This window comes from Streptomyces sp. NPDC058653, assembly GCF_042716895.1.
Taxonomy (GTDB): Bacteria; Actinomycetota; Actinomycetes; order Streptomycetales; family Streptomycetaceae; genus Streptomyces.
In genome coordinates this window covers 21,282-44,567 of record NZ_JBHXRM010000037.1, presented here as the reverse complement: position 1 = coordinate 44,567, position 23,286 = coordinate 21,282, and the positions used below count along the sequence as shown (strand labels likewise).

24 protein-coding genes are annotated in these 23,286 nt (G+C 71.6%); 16 read left to right on the top strand and 8 right to left on the bottom strand.

All coding sequences use genetic code 11. From position 1 onward, the window contains the following. Positions 1–212: 212 nt before the first annotated feature. From hmgA to ACFWU9_RS26910, 3 genes are all read left to right on the top strand, one after another. Positions 213–1,571 carry a homogentisate 1,2-dioxygenase gene (gene hmgA, locus ACFWU9_RS26920; RefSeq protein ID WP_384322788.1) on the top strand — a complete coding sequence of 453 codons (1,359 nt, stop codon included), beginning with the start codon at positions 213–215 and terminating at the stop codon, positions 1,569–1,571. A 73-nt stretch (positions 1,572–1,644) separates the two neighbouring features. Beyond that, positions 1,645–2,394: a GntR family transcriptional regulator gene (locus ACFWU9_RS26915; RefSeq protein ID WP_384322786.1), complete on the top strand. Its 750-nt coding sequence runs from the start codon at positions 1,645–1,647 to the stop codon at positions 2,392–2,394. A gap of 118 nt (positions 2,395–2,512) precedes the next feature. Then, positions 2,513–3,706: a type ISP restriction/modification enzyme gene (locus ACFWU9_RS26910; protein WP_384322784.1), complete on the top strand. Its 1,194-nt coding sequence runs from the start codon at positions 2,513–2,515 to the stop codon at positions 3,704–3,706. A gap of 26 nt (positions 3,707–3,732) precedes the next feature. Here the strand turns inward: ACFWU9_RS26910 and ACFWU9_RS26905 are convergent, their stop codons facing one another. Then, on the bottom strand, positions 3,733–4,446 hold the full coding sequence (locus ACFWU9_RS26905) for a TetR/AcrR family transcriptional regulator (RefSeq protein WP_384322782.1): 714 nt from the start codon (positions 4,444–4,446) through the stop codon (positions 3,733–3,735). A 75-nt stretch (positions 4,447–4,521) separates the two neighbouring features. On the opposite strand from ACFWU9_RS26905, the gene ACFWU9_RS26900 reads away from it, so the two are divergent. Further along, positions 4,522–5,544, top strand: coding sequence for an ATP-binding cassette domain-containing protein (locus ACFWU9_RS26900; protein WP_384322780.1), 1,023 nt, complete (start codon positions 4,522–4,524; stop codon positions 5,542–5,544). After that, a complete protein-coding gene (locus tag ACFWU9_RS26895; RefSeq protein ID WP_384322778.1) occupies positions 5,541–6,323 on the top strand; it encodes an ABC transporter permease in 783 nt (260 codons plus the stop codon). Before ACFWU9_RS26900 ends, ACFWU9_RS26895 begins: the two co-directional genes overlap by 4 nt. 233 nt (positions 6,324–6,556) lie before the next feature. Here ACFWU9_RS26895 and ACFWU9_RS26890 read toward each other — a convergent pair whose 3' ends face one another. Together ACFWU9_RS26890 and ACFWU9_RS26885 are read right to left on the bottom strand one after the other, a co-directional pair. Then, positions 6,557–6,817: a hypothetical protein gene (locus tag ACFWU9_RS26890; protein ID WP_384322776.1), complete on the bottom strand. Its 261-nt coding sequence runs from the start codon at positions 6,815–6,817 to the stop codon at positions 6,557–6,559. Positions 6,818–7,084: 267 nt separating this feature from the next. After that, on the bottom strand, positions 7,085–7,888 hold the full coding sequence (locus tag ACFWU9_RS26885) for an SGNH/GDSL hydrolase family protein (RefSeq protein ID WP_384322774.1): 804 nt from the start codon (positions 7,886–7,888) through the stop codon (positions 7,085–7,087). Positions 7,889–8,522: 634 nt separating this feature from the next. On the opposite strand from ACFWU9_RS26885, the gene ACFWU9_RS26880 reads away from it, so the two are divergent. The 7 genes from ACFWU9_RS26880 (at position 8,523) to ACFWU9_RS26850 (ending at position 14,804) form a co-directional block, all read left to right on the top strand. Then, complete coding sequence (locus ACFWU9_RS26880) at positions 8,523–9,368, top strand: glycosyltransferase family 2 protein (protein ID WP_384322879.1); 846 nt, start codon at positions 8,523–8,525, stop codon at positions 9,366–9,368. Further along, a complete protein-coding gene (locus ACFWU9_RS26875) occupies positions 9,365–10,444 on the top strand; it encodes a glycosyltransferase family 2 protein (protein ID WP_384322772.1) in 1,080 nt (359 codons plus the stop codon). Before ACFWU9_RS26880 ends, ACFWU9_RS26875 begins: the two co-directional genes overlap by 4 nt. Positions 10,445–10,446: 2 nt before the next feature. Then, positions 10,447–11,286, top strand: a complete 840-nt coding sequence (locus tag ACFWU9_RS26870) for a polysaccharide deacetylase family protein (protein WP_384322877.1) — start codon at positions 10,447–10,449, stop codon at positions 11,284–11,286. A gap of 69 nt (positions 11,287–11,355) precedes the next feature. Continuing rightward, positions 11,356–12,465 carry a DUF5925 domain-containing protein gene (locus ACFWU9_RS26865; protein WP_384322770.1) on the top strand — a complete coding sequence of 370 codons (1,110 nt, stop codon included), beginning with the start codon at positions 11,356–11,358 and terminating at the stop codon, positions 12,463–12,465. A gap of 62 nt (positions 12,466–12,527) precedes the next feature. Continuing rightward, the gene (locus ACFWU9_RS26860) at positions 12,528–12,983 is read left to right on the top strand and encodes a MarR family winged helix-turn-helix transcriptional regulator (protein ID WP_384322768.1); all 456 of its coding nucleotides are present in this window, start codon (positions 12,528–12,530) and stop codon (positions 12,981–12,983) included. Then, positions 12,980–13,984 carry an ATP-binding cassette domain-containing protein gene (locus ACFWU9_RS26855; RefSeq protein ID WP_384322766.1) on the top strand — a complete coding sequence of 335 codons (1,005 nt, stop codon included), beginning with the start codon at positions 12,980–12,982 and terminating at the stop codon, positions 13,982–13,984. The genes ACFWU9_RS26860 and ACFWU9_RS26855 overlap by 4 nt, the downstream gene beginning before the upstream one ends. Continuing rightward, positions 13,944–14,804, top strand: coding sequence for an ABC transporter permease (locus tag ACFWU9_RS26850; protein WP_384322764.1), 861 nt, complete (start codon positions 13,944–13,946; stop codon positions 14,802–14,804). Before ACFWU9_RS26855 ends, ACFWU9_RS26850 begins: the two co-directional genes overlap by 41 nt. A gap of 28 nt (positions 14,805–14,832) precedes the next feature. On the opposite strand, the gene ACFWU9_RS26845 is transcribed toward ACFWU9_RS26850, so the two are convergent. After that, positions 14,833–15,207, bottom strand: coding sequence for a GntR family transcriptional regulator (locus ACFWU9_RS26845; RefSeq protein WP_384322875.1), 375 nt, complete (start codon positions 15,205–15,207; stop codon positions 14,833–14,835). Between the two features lie 90 nt (positions 15,208–15,297). On the opposite strand from ACFWU9_RS26845, the gene ACFWU9_RS26840 reads away from it, so the two are divergent. Beyond that, entirely contained in the window at positions 15,298–16,218 is a 921-nt protein-coding gene (locus ACFWU9_RS26840; RefSeq protein WP_384322762.1) for a GNAT family N-acetyltransferase, read from the top strand. After that, positions 16,199–16,747 carry a DUF402 domain-containing protein gene (locus ACFWU9_RS26835; RefSeq protein ID WP_384322760.1) on the top strand — a complete coding sequence of 183 codons (549 nt, stop codon included), beginning with the start codon at positions 16,199–16,201 and terminating at the stop codon, positions 16,745–16,747. The genes ACFWU9_RS26840 and ACFWU9_RS26835 overlap by 20 nt, the downstream gene beginning before the upstream one ends. Here the strand turns inward: ACFWU9_RS26835 and ACFWU9_RS26830 are convergent. The 4 genes from ACFWU9_RS26830 to ACFWU9_RS26815 form a co-directional block, all read right to left on the bottom strand. After that, the gene (locus ACFWU9_RS26830; protein WP_384322758.1) at positions 16,713–17,849 is read right to left on the bottom strand and encodes a methyltransferase domain-containing protein; all 1,137 of its coding nucleotides are present in this window, start codon (positions 17,847–17,849) and stop codon (positions 16,713–16,715) included. The two genes, ACFWU9_RS26835 and ACFWU9_RS26830, sit on opposite strands and share 35 nt — an antisense overlap. A gap of 171 nt (positions 17,850–18,020) precedes the next feature. Further along, complete coding sequence (locus tag ACFWU9_RS26825; RefSeq protein WP_384322756.1) at positions 18,021–19,526, bottom strand: tripartite tricarboxylate transporter permease; 1,506 nt, start codon at positions 19,524–19,526, stop codon at positions 18,021–18,023. Between the two features lie 3 nt (positions 19,527–19,529). Then, positions 19,530–20,096 (bottom strand): tripartite tricarboxylate transporter TctB family protein, encoded by a 567-nt coding sequence (locus tag ACFWU9_RS26820; RefSeq protein WP_384322754.1) that lies wholly within the window; start codon positions 20,094–20,096, stop codon positions 19,530–19,532. Then, the gene (locus ACFWU9_RS26815; protein ID WP_384322752.1) at positions 20,093–21,076 is read right to left on the bottom strand and encodes a Bug family tripartite tricarboxylate transporter substrate binding protein; all 984 of its coding nucleotides are present in this window, start codon (positions 21,074–21,076) and stop codon (positions 20,093–20,095) included. Before ACFWU9_RS26815 ends, ACFWU9_RS26820 begins: the two co-directional genes overlap by 4 nt. A gap of 166 nt (positions 21,077–21,242) precedes the next feature. Between ACFWU9_RS26815 and ACFWU9_RS26810 the strand changes: the two genes are divergently transcribed. Further along, positions 21,243–21,896 (top strand): response regulator, encoded by a 654-nt coding sequence (locus ACFWU9_RS26810; RefSeq protein WP_384322873.1) that lies wholly within the window; start codon positions 21,243–21,245, stop codon positions 21,894–21,896. A gap of 283 nt (positions 21,897–22,179) precedes the next feature. After that, complete coding sequence (locus tag ACFWU9_RS26805) at positions 22,180–23,238, top strand: lytic polysaccharide monooxygenase (protein ID WP_384322750.1); 1,059 nt, start codon at positions 22,180–22,182, stop codon at positions 23,236–23,238. The last annotated feature ends 48 nt before the right edge of the window (positions 23,239–23,286 follow it).

The following is a 23,286-nucleotide window of genomic DNA, read 5'->3' as shown; positions in this document are numbered from 1 at the left end:
CCGTGGCTGCGCCCCGTCGAGTCTCCCTCGCGTCGGGCCGCTCTTCGAGACGGCGCGACCGTACCTCTGTTCGCCGTTCCTCATCGCCATCTGCCGTCGGCAGACCGTCTCTTTCGGACAACACGGCCTGCCCCGTTGACGCGACGACGGCCGGAATCCTACGGTGCGGCATAGGATTCGACGACCTGCGGCACAGGGACACGGGAGCGACGATGAGCGGCATCGAGCAGGCCAGGAAAACGGCCGAGAGCCTGGCGTACGCCGGCGGCTTCGGCAACGAGCACAGCTCGGAGGCCGTGGCGGGCGCCCTGCCCGTGGGACGCAACTCGCCGCAGAGAGCCCCGCTCGGCCTGTACGCCGAGCAGTTGAGCGGTACCGCCTTCACCGAGCCCCGCGCGCACAACCGCCGCTCCTGGCTCTACCGGATCCGCCCGTCGGCCGCGCACCCGCCGTTCACCAGGACGGACAACGGCTCGCTGCGCGGGGCGCCCTTCACCGAGTCCGTGCCCGACCCCAACCGGCTGCGCTGGAACCCCCTGCCGCCTCCGGCGTCCGGTACGGACTTCCTCGCCGGTCTCTGGACACTCGGCGGCAACGGCGACGCGGCCCAGCGCACGGGCATGGCGGTTCACCTCTACCACGCCGACTCCCCCATGACGGACCGGGTGTTCAGCGACTCCGACGGCGAGCTGCTGATCGTCCCCGAGCACGGCGGACTGCTGCTCGTCACGGAGTTCGGCCTGCTGGCGGCCCGCCCCGGCGAGGTGGCGCTGATCCCGCGCGGGGTGCGCTTCCGGGTCGAGCTGCTGGACGAGACGGCGCGCGGATACGTGTGCGAGAACTACGGGCGCCCCTTCGTCCTCCCCGATCTCGGCCCGATCGGCGCCAACGGCCTGGCGAACGCGCGGGACTTCCTCGCCCCCGTCGCCGCCTACGAGGACGTCGAGCGGCCGACCGAGGTGGTCAACAAGTTCTGCGGGAACCTGTGGACGGCGACGTACGACCACTCCCCGCTCGATGTCGTGGCCTGGCACGGCAATCATCTGCCGTACGTCTACGACCTGCGCCGTTTCAATGTGATCGGCAGCATCAGCTACGACCACCCCGATCCGTCGATCTTCACGGTGCTGACCTCGCCGTCCGACACACCGGGGCTCGCGGGCGTCGACTTCGTGGTCTTCGCGCCCCGCTGGCTGGTCGGTGAGAACACCTTCCGGCCGCCGTACTTCCACCGCAATGTGATGAGCGAGTACATGGGCCTGATCGAGGGCGCGTACGACGCCAAGAGGGCCGGTGAGGGGGGCTTCGTGCCCGGCGGCGGATCGCTGCACAACATGATGTCCGCGCACGGGCCCGACCGGGAGACGTTCGACCGGGCCAGCGCCGCCGAGCTGAGGCCGCAGCGGATCGACGACGGTCTCGCCTTCATGTTCGAGACGCGCTGGCCGGTGACCGCCACCGCCCAGGCGGCGACGGCCGGACACCTTCAGACCGGTTACGACGACGTGTGGCAGGGTCTGGAACGCCATTTCAGGCCCACGCCCGGATCGGCGCCCGCCGACAGACCCTGACCCGGCCCGGTTCCGTCCCGTCCGCCCCGGACCGGACGGAACCCGGCCGACCCCGCCCGACTCGGAGCCCGCCGTGACCGCCTTCGCCCCCGATTCGCTGGTCCTCAACCGCAAGCTGCCCCTCTGGTACCAGGTCTCGCAGTCGCTGCGCGCCTCCATACTCGGCCGGCGCCCCCACGATCCGCTGCGTCTTCCCACGGAGGAGCAGTTGGCGGGGCACTACGGCGTCAGCGTGCTGACGATGCGTCAGGCCCTGAAGGAGCTGGAGCAGGAGGGCCTGATCAGCAGGCACCGGCGGCGCGGCACGTTCATCGAGCCGGGGGCGCGGCGCGGTGCGCCCCGTCGGCTGCTGGGTTCCGTCGACGCGGTCGTGGCGCAGCAGTCGGGCGAGCGGACGACGGTGATCGGCCACGGCCGGGAGCCGGTGTCGGGCGAGTTGGCCGAGTACTTCCCCGGTGTCGAGGAGGTGGCCCTCTACCGGAGGCTGCGCCGCGACGGCGAGAGCGGTGAGCCGACGAACTGGGCCGAGAACGCGCTCCGTACGGAGATCGCGGAACGGCTCGATCCCGGCGATCTGGAGCGCTGGCCGATGACCAAGGTGCTGCGCGACGTGCTGGGGGTGCGGATCGGCCGGATCACGGACACGGTGGAGGCGACGCTCGCCGACCCGTTCACGGCCGATCTGCTCCATGTGCCGCTGCTCAGCCCGATCCTGCACTACACGGGGGTCACGTACGACGCGGACGGCCGGGTCGTCGACGTGGCCAGGATTCGCTACCGGGGCGATCGGTTCTCCTTCTCGGTGACCATGGAGACGGACTGACACGGCACCGGGCCCGCCGGGGCGCGTCACCCTCCCGCCGGTGGCACGGCCCGCCGTCGGACCCGGTCGGTACGCTTTCGCCGACGGCACGTACCGGACCGGGGAGGGGTGTGCCCGTATGACGGCCCCGCTGCTGAGCGACCTCATGCCGTGGTCGGCGGCGCCGCTGCGGCTCGGCCGTGGCTGGATCCTGGCGCCCGACGCCGCGTCGCTCACCGCACGCTGGGACACCCTGATACGGGCCACGGGCGCCGAGCGGGAGGCACTGTTCCGGCCGACCCGGTCCCGTACGCCCCGGAGCGCGGTGGCCGCGCTGCCGGGACAGGTCACCGGCACGGGGAGGTTCGCGCGGGAGTCCGGGCGGTGCCCGGAGCCGTTGCGGGTGGGACACGGGCCGTTCGACGAGCGTTATCTGATTCCCGACCACCGGTTGATCGACGCGGCCAGACCGGAGCTGTGGCGGGTCGCCGACGAGCACCAGCTCTTCGCCGTGGAGCAGGGGTTCGTGCCCGGCGCCGAGGGCCCGCCCCTGCTGGTGGGCGCCCTGCTGCCGGACGGCCGCTCCCCCGCGGGGCGGCCCGGCCGGATCCGCCCGCTCTACCGGCGGCCGGGCGGCGTCGAACCGAATGTCACGCCCGGACTTCTGGCCGCGCTGTCCGGGCGATGGGGGCACGAGGTTACCGCGCGCGAGTTGCTGGACTGGGCGGTCGCGGCGGCGCGGCCCTCGTCGCGCGGCTGTGTGGTGCCGCTGACCGCCGACCGGGACCTCTGGACCGCCGGTGTGGAGCTCGGCGCCGTGCTGACCGGCGTCCAACTGCGCGGCGCCCGGGGCGGCGAGCGCCACCGGCTGCCCGGCGGCCGGCGGCCGTACGTACGCGCGGCGATCCCCGCCCGGCCGACGACGATCGGTTACGACTCCGAGGACGAGACGCTCCACCTGGGTGACGGCCGGATCTCCCCCGTGCCGGCCGAGGCGTGGGACTTCCAGGTCGGCGGCGTACGGATGATCGAGGTCTGGTTCGAGCGCCGCGCGGAGCGGGCGGAGCCCGGCACGCTGGAGGCGATCGGCCCGCCCGCCTGGCCCAAGGAGTGGACCTCGGAGCTGCTGGAGCTGATCACGGTGCTCGCGCTGCTGGCCGGACTGCGGCCCCGGCAGCGGGAGTTGGGCGAGGCGCTGGACGGGGGTCCGCTGATCGGCACGGAGGAGCTGCGGGCCGCCGGGGTGCTGCCGGTGCCGGAGGCGGCCCGTCGGCCCGCCTCCGTGCTCGACCACCACGAGGAGGGCCCGGACGGCCAGTTCGCGCTGATCTGAGGGGCGCCGACCGGGAGCCGGGGCCCTCACTCGTGCGCGAACGCGTCCAGCACCCGGCTCAGCGCCCGGTCGAAGACGCCCTCCAGGTCGATCGGGCCCGAGTCCTCCATGAAGGCGGCGGCCAGCCGGGGGTACTTCCCGGAGGCGATCCGCCCGCCCAGATAGGCCATGCGGATCTCGTGCTCCCGCTCCGCCGACCACGGCAGTGTCCGGGTGCGCTCGGCGGTCTGGATCTCGTTGGCGACGTACGTGGTGACGATGCCGTTCACCATGGCGATCAGCTCCATCTTCCGGCCGTAGGGCAGGTCGAGCGGGTCCAGGCACCAGAGGCTGAATTCGAGGTACTCGATCGCGTTCGGGCCGAAGCCGTAGGTCGCCGACATGAGGCGTGACATCCACGGATGGCGCCGCATGATCTCGCGCGCCCGGTGGGCCAGGGCCGTCAGATCGGCCCGCCAGTCGCCGGTGGGCCGCTCGGGCAGGTCGTGCTCCTCCGCGACCAGGTCGGCCATCAGCTCGTACAGGTCTTCCTTGCGCGGCACATAGTTGTAGAGCGACATCGTGCCGCAGCCCAGCTCGGCCGCCACGCGGCGCATGGAGACGGCGTCCATGCCGTCGGCGTCCGCGATCCGTACGGCGACGGCGGCGATCTCCGCGCGGGTGTACGCGGGCCTCGGGCCGCGGGCCGCGCGCTCGGGACGCGACCAGATCACTTCGGGTTCAGCAGGTCGCCCCGCCATCGGTCATCACCTCGCCCGCCATTCTCACCCAGGCCCAGTTACGTACAGCGTACGTAGTGGGCTACGCTGAGCCGTATGGATACTACGTACGCTGTACTTAGTGAAGGTCTGGAGAAGCGGTTCGGCGAGGTCCACGCCCTGCGCGGGCTGGATCTCGCCGTCGCCCGGGGCACGGTCTGCGGGGTCCTGGGACCGAACGGCGCGGGCAAGACCACCGCCGTACGCGTCCTCACCACGCTCAGCGCACCCGACGGCGGATCCGCCCGCGTCGCCGGGCACGACATCGTGACGGAGCCGGCCGCGGTACGCCGGGCGATCGGCGTCGCCGGCCAGTACGCCTCCGTCGACAGCGAGTTGACGGGGCGGGAGAATCTCCGGCTCTTCGCGAAGCTGCTCGGGCTGAGGGGAGCGGCCGGCCGGGCCCGCGCCGACGAGCTGCTGGAACGGTTCGGGCTCACGGGGGCGGCCGACCGCGCCGCCCGCACCTACTCCGGCGGTATGCGCCGCCGTCTCGACCTCGCCTCCAGCCTGCTCACCAGGCCCGAGGTGCTCTTCCTCGACGAGCCGACGACCGGTCTCGACCCGGGGAGCCGGGGCCGGATCTGGACGGCGGTACGCGAGCTGGCCGACGAGGGCACGACCGTGCTGCTGACCACGCAGTATCTGGAGGAGGCCGACCGGCTGGCCGACGACATCGTGCTGATCGACCACGGCCGGGCCGCGCACCGGGGCACCCCCGCCGGGCTGAAGTCGCTCATCGGGTCGTACGCGGAGGTGGTCCTCGCCGAGGAGAGCGAGCAGCCGGTGTACTTCACGGCGGCGGGCGTGCTCGACTGGCTGACCGGCGCCGAGCCGACGATCGACCGGGAGCGCCGGACGGTGGGGGCCGTGGCGACCGACGCCGCGCTCACCCTCCCCCGGATCGTCCGCGAACTGGACGCGGCCGGGGTGCCGGTGGTCGACGCGAGCCTGCGCCCGCCGACGCTCGACGAGGTGTTCCTGCGTCTGACCGGCGGCGGGACGACCGCGGCCGGCCGTGCGACCGGACGTCCCGCGAGACCCGTGTCCCCGACGACCGCCGAGGAGAGCGCCGCATGAGCACCGTCGCCCACGACAGCACGGCCGTACTCGGCCGCCATCTCCGGCGGATCAGACACTCCCCCGGCGTCGTGGTCCTCACCCAGACCATGCCCATCACGATGCTGCTCTTCTTCGGCTTCGTCTTCGGCAGCGCGCTCGCGGCACCGGGCCAGGAGTACCGGGCGTTCCTGGTGCCGGGGCTGCTGGCGGCCACGGCCGCGGGCGGGATCATGACCGGGATGTTCCAGTCAGCGCAGGACGTCCAGCGCGGGGTGACCGACCGCTTCCGCACGATGCCGATGAGCCGGATCGCCGTGCCGCTCGGCCAGACCGGGGCGGATCTGCTCACCACGGCCGTCGGGATGGTGCCGCTCGTCCTGGTCGGTCTCGCGGTGGGCTGGCGGGTCGAGGGCGGCGTGCCGGGAGCGCTGGGGGCCTTCGGGCTGCTGCTGCTCTTCCGCTTCGCGACCAACTGGGTCGGCGCGTATCTCGGGCTGCTCATCCGCAACGAGGAGATCGCCGGTCAACTGGGCAGCGTGACCTTCGTCCTGCCGCTGCTCTCGAACGCGTACATCCCCACCGAGGGCCTGCCCGGCTGGCTCCGTGCCGTCGCGGAGTGGAACCCGATCAGCGCGGTGGCGGCGGCCGTACGCGATCTGTGCGGCAACGCGGCTCCGAGCGCCGACGCGGCCTGGCCGTCGGCCAATCCGGTCCTCGGCGCGCTGCTGTGGGGTCTGGTGCTGCTGGCGGTGTTCGTACCGCTGACCGTCCGCGCCTACACGCGGAGCGGCGAGTAGCCCGCCGCTCCCCCGCCGCCGCGCCCGCCGTCCCCCGTCGTCGCTGTCGCCGGTTCACCTTGCCGGGTGGTGACGCGGCGTCTGCGGGAGGGGAGACGGTCCCGGCACTCGGCGAGCACACCGACGCGCCGCCGCGAGCCCTGGGAGTGAGGGGCGAGCGGAGAGCGGCGCCGCGTCGGGACGGTGTGAGCGCCCGAGTGTGGTCCGGAGGCCGACGGACGGGGGACCCTGGGTCAGTGGCGGCTGCCGAAGAGGGACCGTCGCAGCCGCCTGAGCGGAGCGAACAGGGAGACACGTGCGCTCTTGCTCCTACCGGTCCGCGCCTCGTCGCGCGAGGTCAACTCCCGCATGAGGCTGGTCGCCTCGTCCGACTCGCGCTGCGGGACGGCGGGGCCGCCGAGCACCGAGAGATGGCGGTCGAGCCGTGAACTGGTCGCGCTGCTCCCACATGTGATGGCAGGGACTCGCGCCCTGCTGTGCACTATCTGATCCATGTCACTCCCCACCCGTACGAGGGCACCCGGCTCGGGCAGGTTAACCCTATCGCCCTCATGGGACACACGTGTATCCCGCCTCAAGGATTGACAACACCTGTCGGGGGATGGCAGTTCGCCCACTGAATCCATTGTATTCCAGGGCGAGTTGGACAGCCGACCGCCGGATCATTCGATGGGATCGAACGTCGATTCCCGCCCGTCCGCCCAGGTGGGCGGACGGGCGGGCTTCTCACCGGCGGTCAGTTCGTACGATTCGCGATTGGGTCAGACGGCCGAAGAGAAGGCCGGCAGATAACCACCCGACTGGCCCTGGGCGGTGGGGTGGTACGACTCGCCGATCGGGAAGCTGACGCTGTGCAGCCAGGTCGCCGACGAGCAGATCTCGTGACCGGTGAAGGGACCGGTGACATCCGCGAAGCTGTAGCCGTGGTCGGCGGCACGCTTGGCGAGCAGGTCGTTCAGGTGGTCGGCGGCGCCGTTGATCGCGCCGCGCTCGGTCTCCGTCATGCCCACCAGGCAGGAGCCGTTGAGCTTGTAGAAGCGCGGGTAGCCGATCACGACGACCTTGGCGGCGGGGGCCTTGGCGCTGATCGCGTTGTACACCGAGTCGAGCTGGGCGGGCAGCGTGTTCGTGACGTAGCTGCGGGCCTGGTTCACCCGTGCCACACAGCTGGCCTCGGACTGGAGGACGCAGGTGGTCATGACGTCGGCGAAGCCGGCGTCGTTGCCGCCGACCGTGATGCTGACCAGGTCGGTCCCGGAGTTGACGGGGCCGAGCTGACTGCCGGTCACATCACCCGTACGAGCGCCGGAACAGGCGGTGAAGGCGAACGAAGAGGGTGCGTTCGCCGCGGCCCAGAGGCGCGGGTAGGCCTTGCTGCTGCGCTTGCAGTCACCACTGGCGCTGTCGTACGAACCGGACCCGAGGCCGGAGGAGTAGGAGTCACCGAGGGCGACGTAGTCGAGTGCCGCGTTCTCGGCCGCCTGGGCCTGGCCCGCGCCGGTGAAGGCGAGGACCGCGCCGAGCAGAAGCGTGGACGAGAGTGCGGCGAATCTGGACAGCTTCATGGAACCTCCATTGAGCAGGATCTCTGCCTCAACGTTCGTACCAGTAACGGGACTTGACCGTAAGTGCTCATGCCAAGTCGATCTGGTGAGAAATAACTGATGGACGCGCGTATACCGAGCGAACCGACGCGAAGGGGATCAACGGCCGGGCGCCCGAGTAAAGCCGAACAAGGAGGTTCCGGGAACGACAGTCGAAGTATGGCCAAATCGCAAATAGGCACGGTGAAGTCTCAGCCCTTGCCATACAGTCGTAAGTATCAATACCTTCGGACATCCACCCGCATCGGACCGTCATGGAGAGCGACTTCAGGGAGGGGCTCGGACGTCGCGACGGCTCCCGGCGTGGGGCGCGGTAGGGGGGTGCCGCGCGGTGCTCGCTTCTCGACTCACCCGACAGGCAAGGAGATCCACGCTGTCAAGCACAGGGTGAGAACCCCCCTTTCGAACCGGCACATCATCCGGACCGCCCGGGGGCGGGCGGTCCACCGGTGGAGAGGGAAAAGATCTCGTGAGCTCATTCCTGCGCCCGGCGACCCCGGGCGAAGACCCGTTAGGCGTGCCGTTTTCCGGTGACGTCCTTGACAACCAGCGGCTCGACGACCAACTGCTGGGCGAACAACTGCTCGACAGTGACCTGCTGGACGGTGAACTGCTCGACGGTCAGGTGCTCGACGGCCGGTACCGGCCGGTCTCCTCGTATCTCGCGATCACGCCGCCGGTGAGCGTGGTGATCCCCGCGATGAACGAGGCGGCGAATCTCCCGTACGTCTTCAAGACACTGCCCGACTGGATCCACGAGGTCGTCCTCGTGGACGGGAACTCGACCGACGGCACCATCCGCGTCGCACGCGAGCTGTGGCCGGACGTCAAGGTGGTCGAACAGCGCGGCAAGGGCAAGGGTGACGCCCTGATCAGCGGCTTCGCCGCCTGCACGGGCGACATCATCGTGATGATCGACGCGGACGGCTCGGCCGACGGCCAGGAGATCGTCAGCTATGTGTCGGCCCTCGTCTCGGGCGCCGACTTCGCCAAGGGGTCGCGGTTCGCCAACGGCGGCGGCACGGACGACATGACACTGATCCGCAAGCTCGGCAACGCCGCGCTCTGCTCGGTCGTCAACGCCAAGTTCGGCGCCCGCTACACCGACCTCTGCTACGGCTACAACGCCTTCTGGCGGCACTGCCTGGACCGGATCACGCTCGACTGCACCGGTTTCGAGGTCGAGACCCTGATGAACATCCGGGTCGTCAAGGCCGGTCTGAAGGTGCAGGAGATCCCGAGCCACGAGTACGACCGGATCCATGGCGTCAGCAATCTCCGGGCCGTACGCGACGGACTGCGGGTGCTGAAGGTGATCCTCCGGGAGAAGGGCGTCCCGAGGAGCGCGCGGCGCCGGCCGCGTGCCGTACGGCCGGCCCTCCCGCTCACCGTCCGCACGGGCCTCTCGGGGCCCATGGTCAGACAGGGAGAGGTGTCTTGATCGACCGTCAGCTCCACCGCTCCTTCTCCGTGGTCGTCTGCGCGTACACGGAGGAGCGCTGGGAGGACATCCTGGCCGCGGTCGCCTCCGTACGGAGCCAGTCGATGCCGGCGACGGAGACACTGCTCGTGGTCGACCACAACGAGACGCTGCTGGAGCGGCTGCGGGCGCGATACGCCGGACCGCCCGCGGCGGACGGCGGGGAGGTGCGGGTGCTCGCCAACGCGGGTCCGCGCGGGCTCTCCGCCGGACGCAACACCGGGATCGCCGCCGCGCGGGGCGAGTTCGTGGCCTTCCTGGACGACGACGCGGTCGCCGAGCGCGACTGGCTGCGGTACCTCGCGGCGGGTTACGGCGATCCGCGGGTGATGGCGGTCGGCGGCAGGACACTGCCCGCCTGGGCGTCCGGGAGCCGGCCGGTCTGGTTCCCGGAGGAGTTCGACTGGGTCGTCGGCTGCACCTACCGGGGGCTGCCGCCCGGCAAGGTGCGGGTCCGCAACATCCTGGGCGGCAACGCCTCCTTCCGCCGTACCGCGTTCGACTCGGCGGGCGGCTTCGCGACCGGCATCGGGCGGGACGGCGACAAGCGTCCGCTGGGCTGCGAGGAGACGGAGCTGTGCATCAGGCTCAGCAAGGCGCTGCCTGGCGCGGTGCTGCTGATCGACGACCGCGCGGTGATCCACCACAAGGTCCCCGAGGCGCGTTCGAGGTTCGGCTACTTCCGTGACCGCGCCTACGCCGAGGGGCTCTCCAAGGCGCTGGTCGCCCGAAGTGTCGGTGCGGGCAAGGGGCTTGAGTCCGAACGGCGCTATGCCACGCGGGTGCTGCCCGCGGGGGTGGCGCGCGGGCTGCGGGACGCCGTGGGCGGCCGGGAGCGCGGCGGCGCGGGGCGGGCCGGGGCGATCGTGGCCGGGGTGCTGACGACGGCGGCCGGCTATGTGGTGGGCAGCGCCCGCGCGCGCCGGGGCGCGGTCACGTTCTCGTCGGGCCCCATCACACCGGCGGCGCCCGCCTCGGAGCCGGCCTCGTCGACTCCCGCGCCGGCGCGGGAGAGTCCGCGAGGAGCCGTCGTATGAGCATGGGCATGGGGGACGGCGCGCCGCCGTTCCCGGGGCCGGGGCCAGGGCCGGAGGAGCGGGTACCGATCCTGATGTACCACGCGGTCGCGCACCGGCCGGCCCCGTCGGTGCGCGCCCTGTCCGTGTCGCCCGACGCGTTCGCCGAGCAGCTCGCGCTGCTCGGCGAGCGGGGGTTCACCCCGCTGACGACGGCCGCGCTGGCCGCCGTCTGGCGGGGTGAGGGGCGGCTGCCCGCGCGGCCGGTGCTGATCACGTTCGACGACGGGTACGAGGGCGTGCACCGGTACGCGCTGCCCGCCCTGGCCCGGCACGGCTTCGCGGCCACCCTGTTCGTCTCCACGGGGTGGCTGCGCGGCCCGTACGACGAGGGCGACGCCCTCGACACGATGCTCGACTGGGACCAGGTGCGCCAACTGGCCGCCGCCGGGGTGGAGATCGGCGGCCACAGCCACACGCATCCGCAGCTGGACCAGCTCGACGACGCGCGGCTGGGCTACGAGGCGGCGCGCTGTCGGGAGATCGTCGACGCCGAACTGGGCGTGGCGCCCGTCTCGTTCGCGTATCCGTACGGCTACTCGACCCGGCGGGTACGGCGCGCCGTACGGGCGGCGGGGTTCACGCAGTCGCTGGCCGTGGGCAACGGGCTGGCCCGCCGGGGGCAGGGCCCGTACGCCCTGGAACGGGTCACGGTGCGGCGCTCCACGACGATCGGGGAGTTCGAGCGGCTGGTCGGCGGCCGGTCCGTCGGCCGTGCCTTCGCCGGTGACCGGGCGCTGACGAAGGCGTACGCGCTGGTTCGCGGGGCCCGCCGGGCCGCGCGGGCGGTGGGCGGAGGCTGACGGGACGGAGCGGGCGCCGCCGGGCAAAACACCGTGCGTCGGCGGCGCCCGTGCCGGATCATGGGCGGCATGTCTGCCAAGCCTCAGGACGCCCTGCCGATCCGGCTGAACGTCGACGACAGCGACTCACCGTCGGATGTCGTCGACGCGCTCTTTCTCGGCCGTTTCGCGACCGGGGAGCAGCCGCATTCGCACAGTTCGTCGATCGACCGCGTCAAGTCCGGTGTCTCCCTGCTGCCGCCGGGCGCCACCGTGCTGCGCTCGGCCCGCGACGACGACCGCAGCGCGACCCTCGCGGAGGGCGACGGCTGGACACTGCTCGTCTCCCGCTGGAACCGGGGCGCGGACGTCACGGTGACGGCGACCAGCTCCGAACTGGCCGAGAAAGTCCACCGCCAGGCGACGGACGGCGCGCAGGACGAGCCGGAGCCGGTGCCCGAGAACGTGACGATGGGGTTCTGGTACGTGTCGCCGCGCCGGGGCCCGCACCGGACGACCCGGCAGATCGCGGCGGGCACCTGGGACGAGGTCCGGGGGAACTACACGGCGCCGGTGGCCGACGCGATGGACCGGCTGATGAAGGTGACGCCGGACGACATCGCGGGCCGGCTGCTCCTGCTGCACGGGCCGCCCGGCACCGGGAAGACCTCGGCGCTGCGGACGCTGGCCAGGTCCTGGCGCGACTGGTGCCAGGTCGACTGCGTCCTGGACCCCGAGCGGCTCTTCAACGACGTGGGCTATCTGATGGACATCGCGATCGGCGAGGACGAGGGCTCGTCGAAGGGCCGCTGGCGGCTGCTGCTCCTGGAGGACTGCGACGAGCTGATCCGCGGGGAGGCCAAGCACACGGCGGGCCAGGCGCTCTCCCGGCTGCTGAACCTCACGGACGGGCTGCTCGGACAGGGCCGGAACGTCCTGGTGGGAGTCACGACCAACGAGGACCTGGAACGGCTCCACCCGGCGGTCGTCAGGCCCGGCCGCTGTCTGGCCCGTATCGAGGTCGGCTCGCTGACCCGCAAGGAGGCGGAGAGCTGGCTGAGCCGGGAGGAGGGCGACTGGGAGGGAGCGGTGGGCCGGGAGGGCGCGACGCTGGCGGAGCTGTTCGCGCTGCGCAGGGGCGGCGGCCCGACCTCGGTCCCGGGTCAGTCGAAGGGCGCGGACGCGGGGCTGTACCTGTAGCCGCCCCATTTCCCGAATGTGCGTTCTGGGCGATTTCTCCCCTTCGGAGCTAAAGTGACGCCATGACCTCGGTCGAGTTCCCCGACTCGCTCGCCGACGTACTGGCAGGCGTACAGCGCATGATCCGGCGGCGGCTGAGCGTCGGTCTGACGGCCCCACCGCTCCGGGGCGCGCAGGTCGAGCTGTTGCGGCTGGTCGCGGCGCGCCCGGGAATCCGGGTCTCGGAAGCGGCGAAGGAGCTGTATCTCGCCGGGAACTCGGTCTCCACCCTCGCCAATGAGCTGACCAGGGCCGGATATCTGCGCCGCGAAACCGATCCCGGGGACCACCGCGCCGTCCTGCTGGCGCCGACCCCGGCTGCCGTCTCGCGTCTGGCCGACTGGGAGGCCCGGCACTCCGCGCTGGTACGTGAGCAGGTGGCCCGGCTGACCGAGGGGGAACGGGCCGCCCTCGCCGCCGCGCTGCCCGCGCTGCGCAGACTCGCGCTGAATCTGCGCGAGGAGGTGAGGGCGGTATGAGCGGCGGAGCCGTTCCCGCCGGGGGAGCCGTTCCCGCCGGCGGTGCCGGCCGGGCCGGCGGCACACCGGACTCCGGCGGGACCCGGGACGCCGAGGCCGTGAGCTGCCACGGCCTTGAGTACTCCTTCGGAGAGACCAGGGCCGTCGACGACCTCGACCTGTCCGTCCGTGTCGGCGAGATCTTCGGACTGCTCGGCCCCAACGGCGCGGGCAAGACGACCGCGATCCGCTGTATCACGACGCTGCTGCCGGTCCCCTCGGACATGGTGAGGGTGTTCGGGCACGACGCGGCGAAGGACAGGATGGCGGTACGCCGTCTGCTCGGTTACGTGCCGCAGCAACTGTCCGCCGACGCCGCCATGACCGGGCGCGAGAACGTGACGTTGTTCGCCCGCGTCTTCGACGTACCGCGTCATGAGCGGGCCGCGCGGGTCGCGCAGGCCCTGGACGTCGTCGACCTCACCGACGCGGCCGACCGGATGGCACAGACGTACTCCGGCGGCATGATCCGCCGTCTGGAACTCGCGCAGGCGCTGGTCAGCGCGCCCCGGCTGCTGATGCTGGACGAGCCGACGATCGGTCTCGACCCGATCGCGAGGAGCAGCGTCTGGGACCACATCAACGCGGTGCGGCGGGCCACCGGGATGACGGTGCTGGTGACCACGCACTACATGGACGAGGCCGAGCAGTACTGCGACCGGGTCGGGCTGATGCACCGCGGCCGTATCCATGCCCTCGGCACACCGGACGAACTGCGCCGGGCGCTGCGCGAGCGCCGCCGCGCCGAGGCCCGTGAGGCGGGCAAGGCGCGCGGGGCGGGTGAGACGGGCGAAGCGGGCAAGGCCCGGAAGGCGGACGCGTCCGGCGCGGCGACCCGGGGCGACGCCCTCCCCACGCTGGAGGACGTCTTCCGCGATGTCGTCGGCCAGGACCTGGAGGAGGAAGGAGGCACCTACCGCGATGTCAGGAGCACCCGCCGAACGGCGTCCCGACTCGGCTGAGGCCGTCGACCCCTCCCGGTTCGCTCTGCTGCTGGTGCCCCCACAGCCCCGGACGGGCCTGCGCGTCCTGCCGTCCAGAGTCATCGCCATGTGTGTGGTCGAGCTCCAGAAGCTCCGCCACGACCGCACCGAGCTCTACACCCGGGCCGTCCAGCCCGCCCTCTGGCTGCTGATCTTCGGCGAGACGTTCACCCATCTCCGGGCCATCCCGACCGGCGGTATCCCCTACATCGACTTTCTCGCGCCCGGCATCATCGCCCAGTCCGCGATGTTCATCGCGATCTTCTACGGCATCATGATCATCTGGGAGCGGGACGCGGGGATCCTGACCAAACTCCTCGTCACCCCGACCCCCCGGGCCGCGCTGATCAGCGGCAAGGCGTTCGCCTCCGGGGTCAAAGCGCTCATCCAGGCGCTCGTGGTGATCCTCATCGCCGCCGTCCTCGGCGTGAGTCTGACCTGGAACCCGCTGAAACTGCTCGGGGTCGCGGTCGTGGTGATCCTCGGCTCGGCCTTCTTCTCCTGCCTGTCGATCACGATCGCGGGCATCGTCCTCACCCGGGACAGGCTGATGGGCATCGGGCAGGCCATCACCATGCCGCTCTTCTTCGCCTCGAACGCGCTCTATCCGGTGGCGATCATGCCGGGCTGGCTCCAGGTGGTCAGCAAGATCAACCCGCTCAGCTACCAGGTGGACGCGCTGCGCGGACTGCTGCTCGGTACGTCGTCCCATCTGCTGCTCGACTTCGGGGTCCTGCTCTTCGCCGCCGTGCTGGGGATCACGGCGGCGTCCTCGCTGCTGGGGCGGCTGGCCAGATGACGGGCCGCGCCCGCCTGGAGGCCCGGTCTCAGCGCGAGTACTCCGCCCGCACCGCGTCCTCGGCCAGCGACAGCGCCTCCGCGCGCGCCAGACCGAGCCGTCTGGCCTGCCGCGCGTACTCCTGCGCCATGGCCGCCGCCTTGCGGTCCGCCGCCTCGCCCGCCGCCGCGATGAACGTGCCGTTGCGCCCACGCGTCTCGATCACCCCGTCGGACTCCAGCGCCCGGTAGGCCTTGGCCACGGTGTTCGCCGCGAGACCCAGCTCCTCGGCGAAGCCCCGTACCGTCGGAAGCTTGTGCCCCACCGGCAGCGCACCCGACCGGGCCTGTTCGGAGATCTGCGTGCGCAGTTGCTCGTACGGGGCGGTGGGGTCGTCGGCGTCGATGGCGATGGCGATCTTCAAGGTCACAGGGCCGATTGTCCCCCATCCGGCCTGGTCCGGGACGGAAAACCAGGGGCGTTCCGCCGGTAGGGCCCCGTAGCGTGCCGCTCCATGAGTCTGATCGTTCGTGATTTCCGCCCGGAGGACGCCGCGGCCGTCGTCCGTGTCCGGCGTGCCACTGTCCCGTACGCCGTGACGACCGAGGACGCCCTGCACTTCGCCGTGCGGAGCGCCCATCCGGCGTCGAAGTACCGCATGCTCGTCGCCGAGGACGGCGGGGAGGTGATCGGCACCTCGCATGTCGCGCTCGCCCACGACAGCGACGTGCCGGGGCAGTCCCGGGTCAACCCCCATGTGCATCCCGACCACCAGGGCAAGGGCGCCGGGTCCGCGATCCTGCGGGCGGCCGAGGAGCATCTGGCGGCCGAGGGCGCGACCGCTGTCCTCACCTGGGTGAACGACGAGCCCGCGTCCCTCGCCTTCGCCGCCCACCGGGGCTACTCGCCGCTGCGTACCGCGCACTTCCAGCGGCTGGACCTGGCGGGCGCCACGCTGCCCGAGCCGCCGGAGTTCCCCGCCGGCTACACGCCGGCGACCGGGGCGGACTTCGCCGACGACCCTCGGTCGGTGTTCGAGGCCGACGCCGAGGCCTCGTCGGACGAACCGGGCGACATCAGCACGAACCTCGACGACTACGAGGACTGGCTGAACCACACCTGGCGCCACCCCTGTCTGGACCACCGCCTCAGCACCCTCGTGGTCGCCGACGGCAGGATCGTGGCCTTCACCCTGGTCCACACCGACGGTGACACCACCTACTTGTCGGCGATGACCGGCACGCTGCGCGACCACCGGGGCCGGGGTCTGGCCGGGGCGGCCAAGGTCGACTCCCTGCGCCGCGCCCGCGCCGCCGGTTACACGGACGCGTTCACCAACAACGACGCCGGGAACGAGCCGATGCTGGCGGTCAACGCCCGGCTCGGCTACCGGGTCTCCGCCTCGGAGGTACGGCATGTCCGCCGGCTCGTCTGACACCGGCGGGACCCCGGAGGTCCAGGTCGAGGTGCGGCTGGTCAAGGCGGGCCGTACGAAGATCCGCTACCCCGCGTCCCTCCTCGCCGACGACGGTTCCCATCTGGTGGTGCGCGCGCCGTGGGCGGCCGAGGGTGTACGGGACTTCGGCTTCGTACGCTTCGAGCCCGGCGACGTCTTCACCGAGCACTACTGGCGTGACCGGTGGTACGCGGTGAAGGAGGTCCGCACGGGCGACGGCGTCCTCAAGGGCTGGTACTGCGACGTGACCCGGCCGGCGGTCGTACGCGGTCGTGGCCCGGGTGAACTCCGCTACCAGCTGCTGGTCGAGGATCTGGACCTGGACCTCTGGGCGTCGGGCGACGGCGGGACGGTCCTGCGCCTGGACGAGGACGAGTTCGAGGAGAGCGGTCTCGCCGAGCGGGACCCCGTCGCGGCGGACGCGGCCCGCCGGGCGCTGGACGAGCTCGAACTCCTCGTACGCGGCGGCGCGTTCAGGGACCTTCTCGCTCGCCCCCTCCCCTCGTAGCCCCCGCGTCGGTCTTGGCCAGGAGCAGCGCGCGCGGTGTGCCCGCCGGGTCGTGGGCGATCGAGTCGGCGTCCTCGTGCCAGTGGATGACGAAGCGCTCCCCCGCGCGGTACGCCTCCAGGCCCGCGCGGCAGTAGGCGACCATGTCGTCGGGGAGCGCGGCGAGCGGGTGCCAGGAGAGGCCCGAGCACTTCTCCGGCTCCCGGTTGTACGGCTCCCAGGCCGTGCGCCCCGCGTCGTAGCGGACCTCGAAGAACCAGCCCGTGCGCGGGCGGCCGCCGGGCCCCCGGTGGTGCATGACCAGGGCCGTGCGCAGCTCCTCCGGGTCCAGCTGGGCGCCGATCTCCTCGGCCGCCTCGCGGATCATCGCCGTACGGACGTCCTCACCGTCCTCGACGTGTCCCGAGGGGCTGTTGAGCAGACCGTCGCCGTAGCCCGTGCCGGACCGGCGGGCGAGCAGCACCTCGTCGCCCCTGCGCAGGATCAGATGGACGTCGACCACTTCGGTGTGGCGGCGCCGCTGGGCGGCGTGGGCTATCAGCGCGTACCGTTCGTCGTCGACGGCGCGGCCCCAGAGCGCGGCGTCGGCCGAGAGGTGTTCGTGCTGGACGCGCTCGACGAGCGGGGCGACCGACATCGTGACACGTGTCGCCGGGAGTCCGGCGCCGGACCAGACGCCCTCGATCAGGACGAGGCGCCCGCCGGGGCGCAGCAGCGACAGCCAGTGGTTCAGGGCCCGGTCCGGATCGGGCAGCAGCCACAGCACATGGCGGGCCATGATCACGTCGAACGTCCGCTCCCCCACGGGCGGTCTGGCGGCGTCGCCCACCAGCACCTCGGTGTCCGTGCCCGACAGCTTGGCCCTGGCGAGTCCGACCATGCGCGGCGAGAGGTCGACGGCGGTGACGCGGTGGCCCAACTCGGTGGCCAGGAGCGCGAGACTGCCGGTGCCGCAGCCGAGGTCGAGCACCCTGGACGGCTCGGTCGGCAGCCAGCCGGCGAGCTTGGCGGCCCACGCCTTGCGCACGGCCGGATCGAGCAGCCCGTGGTCGGGCTCCTCGTCGAAGGAGTCTGCTGCGTCGTCCCAGTCGATCGGGGTCATGAGTCGATGGTCCCATCCACCACCGACAGTTCGGACCGGCGGGCGCTCGGTCACGGGCCGCGCGGCCGGTTCTGTTCGGGAAGGCCGGAGGGACCGTCGGTCCCTCCGGCCTTCCCGGACAGCTGTGCCGGAACCACGGGTTCCGGGGAAACCCGTGGCCCGGCGGTCGCCTCAGACGGAGGCCTTGGTCTCCTTCCGGCGGCCGGCCAGCACCTTGCGCACCAGCGGCCAGCAGACGATCAGTACGACGACGGCGTAGACGGCCACGGAGAACGGCGTGTCCACCAGTCCGCCGACGCTTCCGTCGCTGATCTGGAGGGCCCTGCGCAGCTGTTGCTCGGCGGCCGGGCCGAGGATGACGCCGATCACGGCCGGCAGCACCGGCAGTCCGTAGCGCCGCATCCCGAACCCGATCAGACCGATGATCAGCAGGATCACCAGGTCGAGCGCCTCCCCGCCGACCGCGTAGGCGCCGACGGCGGCGAAGAAGAGGATGCCCGCGTACAAGTAGGGGCGCGGGATACGGAGCAGCTTCACCCACACCGGCGCGAGCGGCAGGTTCAGGGCCAGCAGCAGCACCATGCCGACGAACAGCGAGGCGATCAGCCCCCAGACCAGCTCCGACTCCCGCTCGAACAGCAGCGGTCCCGGCTGGATGCCGTACTGCTGGAAGGCGGCCAGCATCACGGCGGCGACCGCTGTCGTGGGGAGTCCGAGGGTCAGCATCGACACGAGCGTTCCGGCGGCCGACGCGGACGCGGCCGACTCGGGTCCCGCGACGCCCTCGATGGCGCCCTTGCCGAACTCCTTCTTGTGCTTGGACAGCCGCTTCTCGGTGACGTACGAGAGGAACGTCGGGATCTCCGCGCCGCCCGCCGGGATCGCGCCGAACGGGAAGCCGATGACCGGCCCGCGCAGCCAGGGCTTCCAGGTGCGCCGTATGTCGTCCTTGCCCAGCCAGGGGCGGCCGACCGGGACCGGTTCGCCGCCGGAGCGGCGCAGATGGGCGGCGACCCACAGGGCCTCGCCGATCGCGAAGAGACCGACGGCGACGATCACGACGTCCACGCCGTCGGCGAGTTGGAGCGAGCCGAAGGTCAGACGCTGCTGGCCGGTCATCTGGTCCAGGCCGACCAGGCCGATGGTGAGGCCGATGAGCAGTGAGGCGAGCCCGCGGATCCGGGAGGAGCCGAGGACGGAGGTGACGGCGATGAACGCCAGCACCATGATCGCGAAGTAGTCGGGGGCGCCGATGTCGACGGCGATCGAGGCGACGGTGGGCGCGAGGAGGACCAGCAGGATCGTGCCGATCATGCCGCCGACGAAGTGACCGCCCGCCGCCGCGGCGAGCGCCTGCGCGCCGCGCCCCGCCTTGGCCATCGGATTGCCCTCGATGGCGGCGACGACCGCCGCGCTCTCACCGGGGGTGTTGAGCAGGATCGAGGTGGTGGAGCCGCCGAACATGGCGCCGTAGTAGATGCCGGCGAACATGATGAACGCGCCGGTCGGCTCCAGGCCGTAGGTGACGGGAAGCAGCAGGGCGACCGCCATGGCCGGGCCGATGCCGGGCAGGACACCGATCGCGGTGCCCAGCAGTACGCCGATCGCCGCCCAGAGCAGATTGATCGGCGTCAGCGCGGTGCCGAAGCCGTCCATCAGGGAGTTGAGGGAGTCCATGGGCTAGATCACTCCCATCAGCGGGCCACCGGGGAGGGGGACGCCGAGCAGGTTGTTGAAGATGAAGTAGGTGACGACGGAGAGGCACGCCGCGATGAGCGGGTCGCGCTGGAGGTGGCGGCTGCCGAGCGCGTACGCCGAGCCCCAGAAGAGCAGCGCCCCGGATATCGGGAAGCCGAGGGGGCCGATGAGTACGGCGTTGCCGAGGAAGACCCCGGCGAGCAGCAGCACGGTCCGCCAGTCGCTCGGTTCGCTCAGGTCGATGTCCTCGCCGCCCTCGGCCTCGCCCCGGCCGCCGCGCAGCACGTCGAGGCTGAGGAGGACGGCGACGGCGAGCAGACCGATTCCGACGGCGATCGGCACGGTCTTGGGGCCGACCGGGCCGCGCTGGGTGATGTCGACGTCCATGGTGAGGGCGTCGGTGAGGACGAGGACCCCGAGGATGAGCAGCATGAGGCCGACGCCGAGCTCGGAGTGCTCGCGCAGCCAGGAGGAGCCGCGGGACGCGGAGCTCTCGTCCTTGGGAGGGGTGTTCTCCTCCGCGGGAGGGGTGTTCGGGTGGGTGGTCACAGTCCGAGCTCCTTCAGGACGGATTCCACGCGCTTGTCCTCGGCGGCGAGGAAGTCGCCGAATTTCTCGCCGGTGAGGAAGGCGTCGTCCCAGTTGTTCTTCTTGAGCGAGTCCTGCCACTCGGGTGAGGCGTGCAGCTTCTCGAAGAAGGCGATGAGCTTGTCGCGTTCGGCGTCGGAGAGTCCGGGGGGCGCGACGACGCCGCGCCAGTTGGTGAAGTCGGTGTCCAGGCCCGCCTCGCGCAGGGTGGGCGCGTCCATGCCGGGGGTCCGCTCGGGGCCGGTGACGGCCAGCAGCCTCAGCTCACCGGCCTCGATCTGGTCGCGGTACTCACCGAGACCGGAGACGCCGAAGGCGACCTTGTCGCCGAGGATGGAGGCGAGGAGTTCGCCGCCGCCGTCGAAGGGGACGTAGTTGACGGTCTTCGGCGCGATCCCGGCGGCCCGCGCCATCAGCATGGGCGCGAGGTGGTCGGGGCCGCCGGGTGAGGAGCCGCCGCCGACCGGGAGTTTGGCCGGATCCTTCTTCCACGCGGTGAGCAGATCGTCGATCGTCCGGTACGGGGAGTCCTTGCTGACGACGACGATGTCGGTCTCCTCGCTGATGCGGGCGATCGGCGTCGTGTCGGCGAGGGTCTCGTCGGACTTGTTGGTGCGTACGGCGCCGACGACGCCGAGGCCCATGGAGACGGCGAGCTTTCCGTTGCCGTGTTCGCTCACGGCGCGGGCGAGTCCGACGGTGCCGCCGGCGCCCGGCAGGTTGAAGACCTCGATGTTGTGGTTGAGCTCGGCGTCCTCGGCGTTCTTGGCCATGGTGCGGGCGGTGATGTCGTAACCGCCGCCCGGGGTGTTGGGGACCATGAAGCGCAGGCCGGGTATCTGCGTACCGGTGTCGCCGCCACTGCCCACGGAAAGCAGCGGCGGACCCACCAGCACCAGCAGCGCGGACCCGAGGAGGGCGAGGGGAGTGCGGAAACGCACGGATGCCGCCTTTCAGGGATGCAAGTGGCAGGGCAGTGAGGTGGCCCACATGTTGCCTTCGCGTTAAGAAGCTGTCTCTCTTCCGGAATCAACGGACGTTGTGGTCGTTGCGGTCGCGGCCTAGCGTGACGGCGTGACAAAGGTGCTGGTGGTGGACGACGACTTCATGGTCGCGAAGCTGCACGGCCGCTATGTGTCCGCGATGGACGGGTTTGAGGTCGTCGGGGTGGCGCACAACGGCGCCGAAGCGCTGCGCGCGGCCGAGCACCTCCGGCCCGACCTGGTGCTTCTCGACATCTATCTGCCCGACATGGACGGGATCGCCGTACTGCGCGAGCTGCGGGCGGCCGAGGAGCGGGACGCGACCCGTACGAGCGTGGACGTCCTGTTCATCACGGCGGCGCGGGACGCGGGTGTGATCCGCGCGGCGCTGCGGGCGGGGGCGCTGCACTATCTGATCAAGCCGTTCAGCCGGTCGGCGCTCCAGGAGCAGCTGCGACACGTGGCGTCGCTGCGGACCCGGCTGGACCGGCTGGGCGAGGCGCGCCAGGAGGACGTGGACCAGATCTTCGGTACGCGCCCGCCGGGTTCCCGGGAGCTGCCGAAGGGGCTGGCCGCGCACACGGCGGAGCTGGTCGAGCGGACGCTGCGCCGGCACGAGGAGGGACTGTCGGCGACCCAGTGCGCGGACGAGGGCGCTCTGTCGCGGGTGAGCGCGCGGCGCTATCTGGAGTACTTCGCCGACACGGGCCGTGCGGAGGTGACGCTCCGGTACGGGGGGACGGGGCGTCCGGAGCGGTGCTACCGCTGGGTCGGCTGACGGGCGGGGCGCCCGGCACCCGGGCCCCCGGCGCGACATCGGCACCGTTTGCAACGCGAAATCGCAGTGGTCTCTTAGCGTCGGCATAGGTTCGTCTTAAGCGGACCATAAGGATCCCCTCCGCCCTGTCCCAGCAGGCCTTTCCGGGGTTTCGAGCGGCTAACTTGCTGAGTGCCGGAGCGGGACGACGAGAGGTGGCGCCGTGTGCAACGGAGGTCACGCCGCCGGGATTCCGTCCCGCTCCGCTCCCCCAGCTCGTGCCGCTCTGAAGGAGAACGAATCCATGACCGCTCGTCGTAGGACCGCCGGGGTCGTCGTCCTGGGCGTCGCGCCGCTCGCGCTCGTCGCACTGGCCGCCGCGCCGGCCGGGGCCCACGGGTCGATGACGGACCCGGTCAGCCGTGTGTCGGCCTGTTTCGCCGAGGGGCCGGAGAATCCGCGGTCGGCGGCGTGCAAGGCGGCGGTGGCGGCCAGCGGGACGCAGGCGTTCTACGACTGGAACGAGGTCAACATCGCCGACGCCGCGGGCAACCACAAGTCGATCATCCCGGACGGCAAGCTCTGCTCGGCGGGCCGCGACAAGTACAAGGGACTCGACCTGCCGCGCGGCGACTGGCCGTCGTCACCGTTCACCGCGGGAAACCGCACCTTCAACTACAAGGCGACCGCGCCGCACAAGGGCTCCTTCGAGCTCTACATCACCAAGGACGGTTACGACCCGGCTCAGCCGCTGAAGTGGTCCGACCTGGAGGACAAGCCGTTCGCCAAGGTCACGGACCCGAAGCTGGAGAACGGCGCCTATGTCTTCGACGGCATCGTCCCCGCCAAGTCGGGCCGCCATCTGATCTATTCGATCTGGCAGCGTTCGGACAGCCCGGAGGCCTTCTACACCTGCTCCGACGTGGTCTTCGGCGCGGACAACGGCGGTTCGGCCGCCGCCCCCGAGGCGTCCGCCCCCTCCGACGCCGACGTCGAGGAAGGCGCGGCCAAGTCGACCGTCGACCACAACGGGCACGGCGGCGACAGCCCGGAGGAGACCGGGGCCGGCGCCGAGGTGAAGAACACCGCGAAGGACGCCGGCGGCTACGAGGACGCCGCCGAGCCGGAGGCCGCCGCCCCCGAGGCCGACGCCCCGGAGGCGAATGCCCCTGAGGTCAACGGCGCCGACGCCGCCGAGCCGCAGCCGGCGGGCGGTTCGGAGAATCTCGCGGAGACCGGTGGGGACAGCACCACGCCGTACATCGCGGTGGGCGGCGCGGCGATCCTCGCCGCAGGCGCGGCCGTGATGTTCGCGACCGTCCGCCGCAGGGCCGAGCCCGCCGGGGGCCGGCACAGCCGCTGACGGCACAGAAGATGACACCGCGGGGCTCCGGGCCGATCGGCCCGGAGC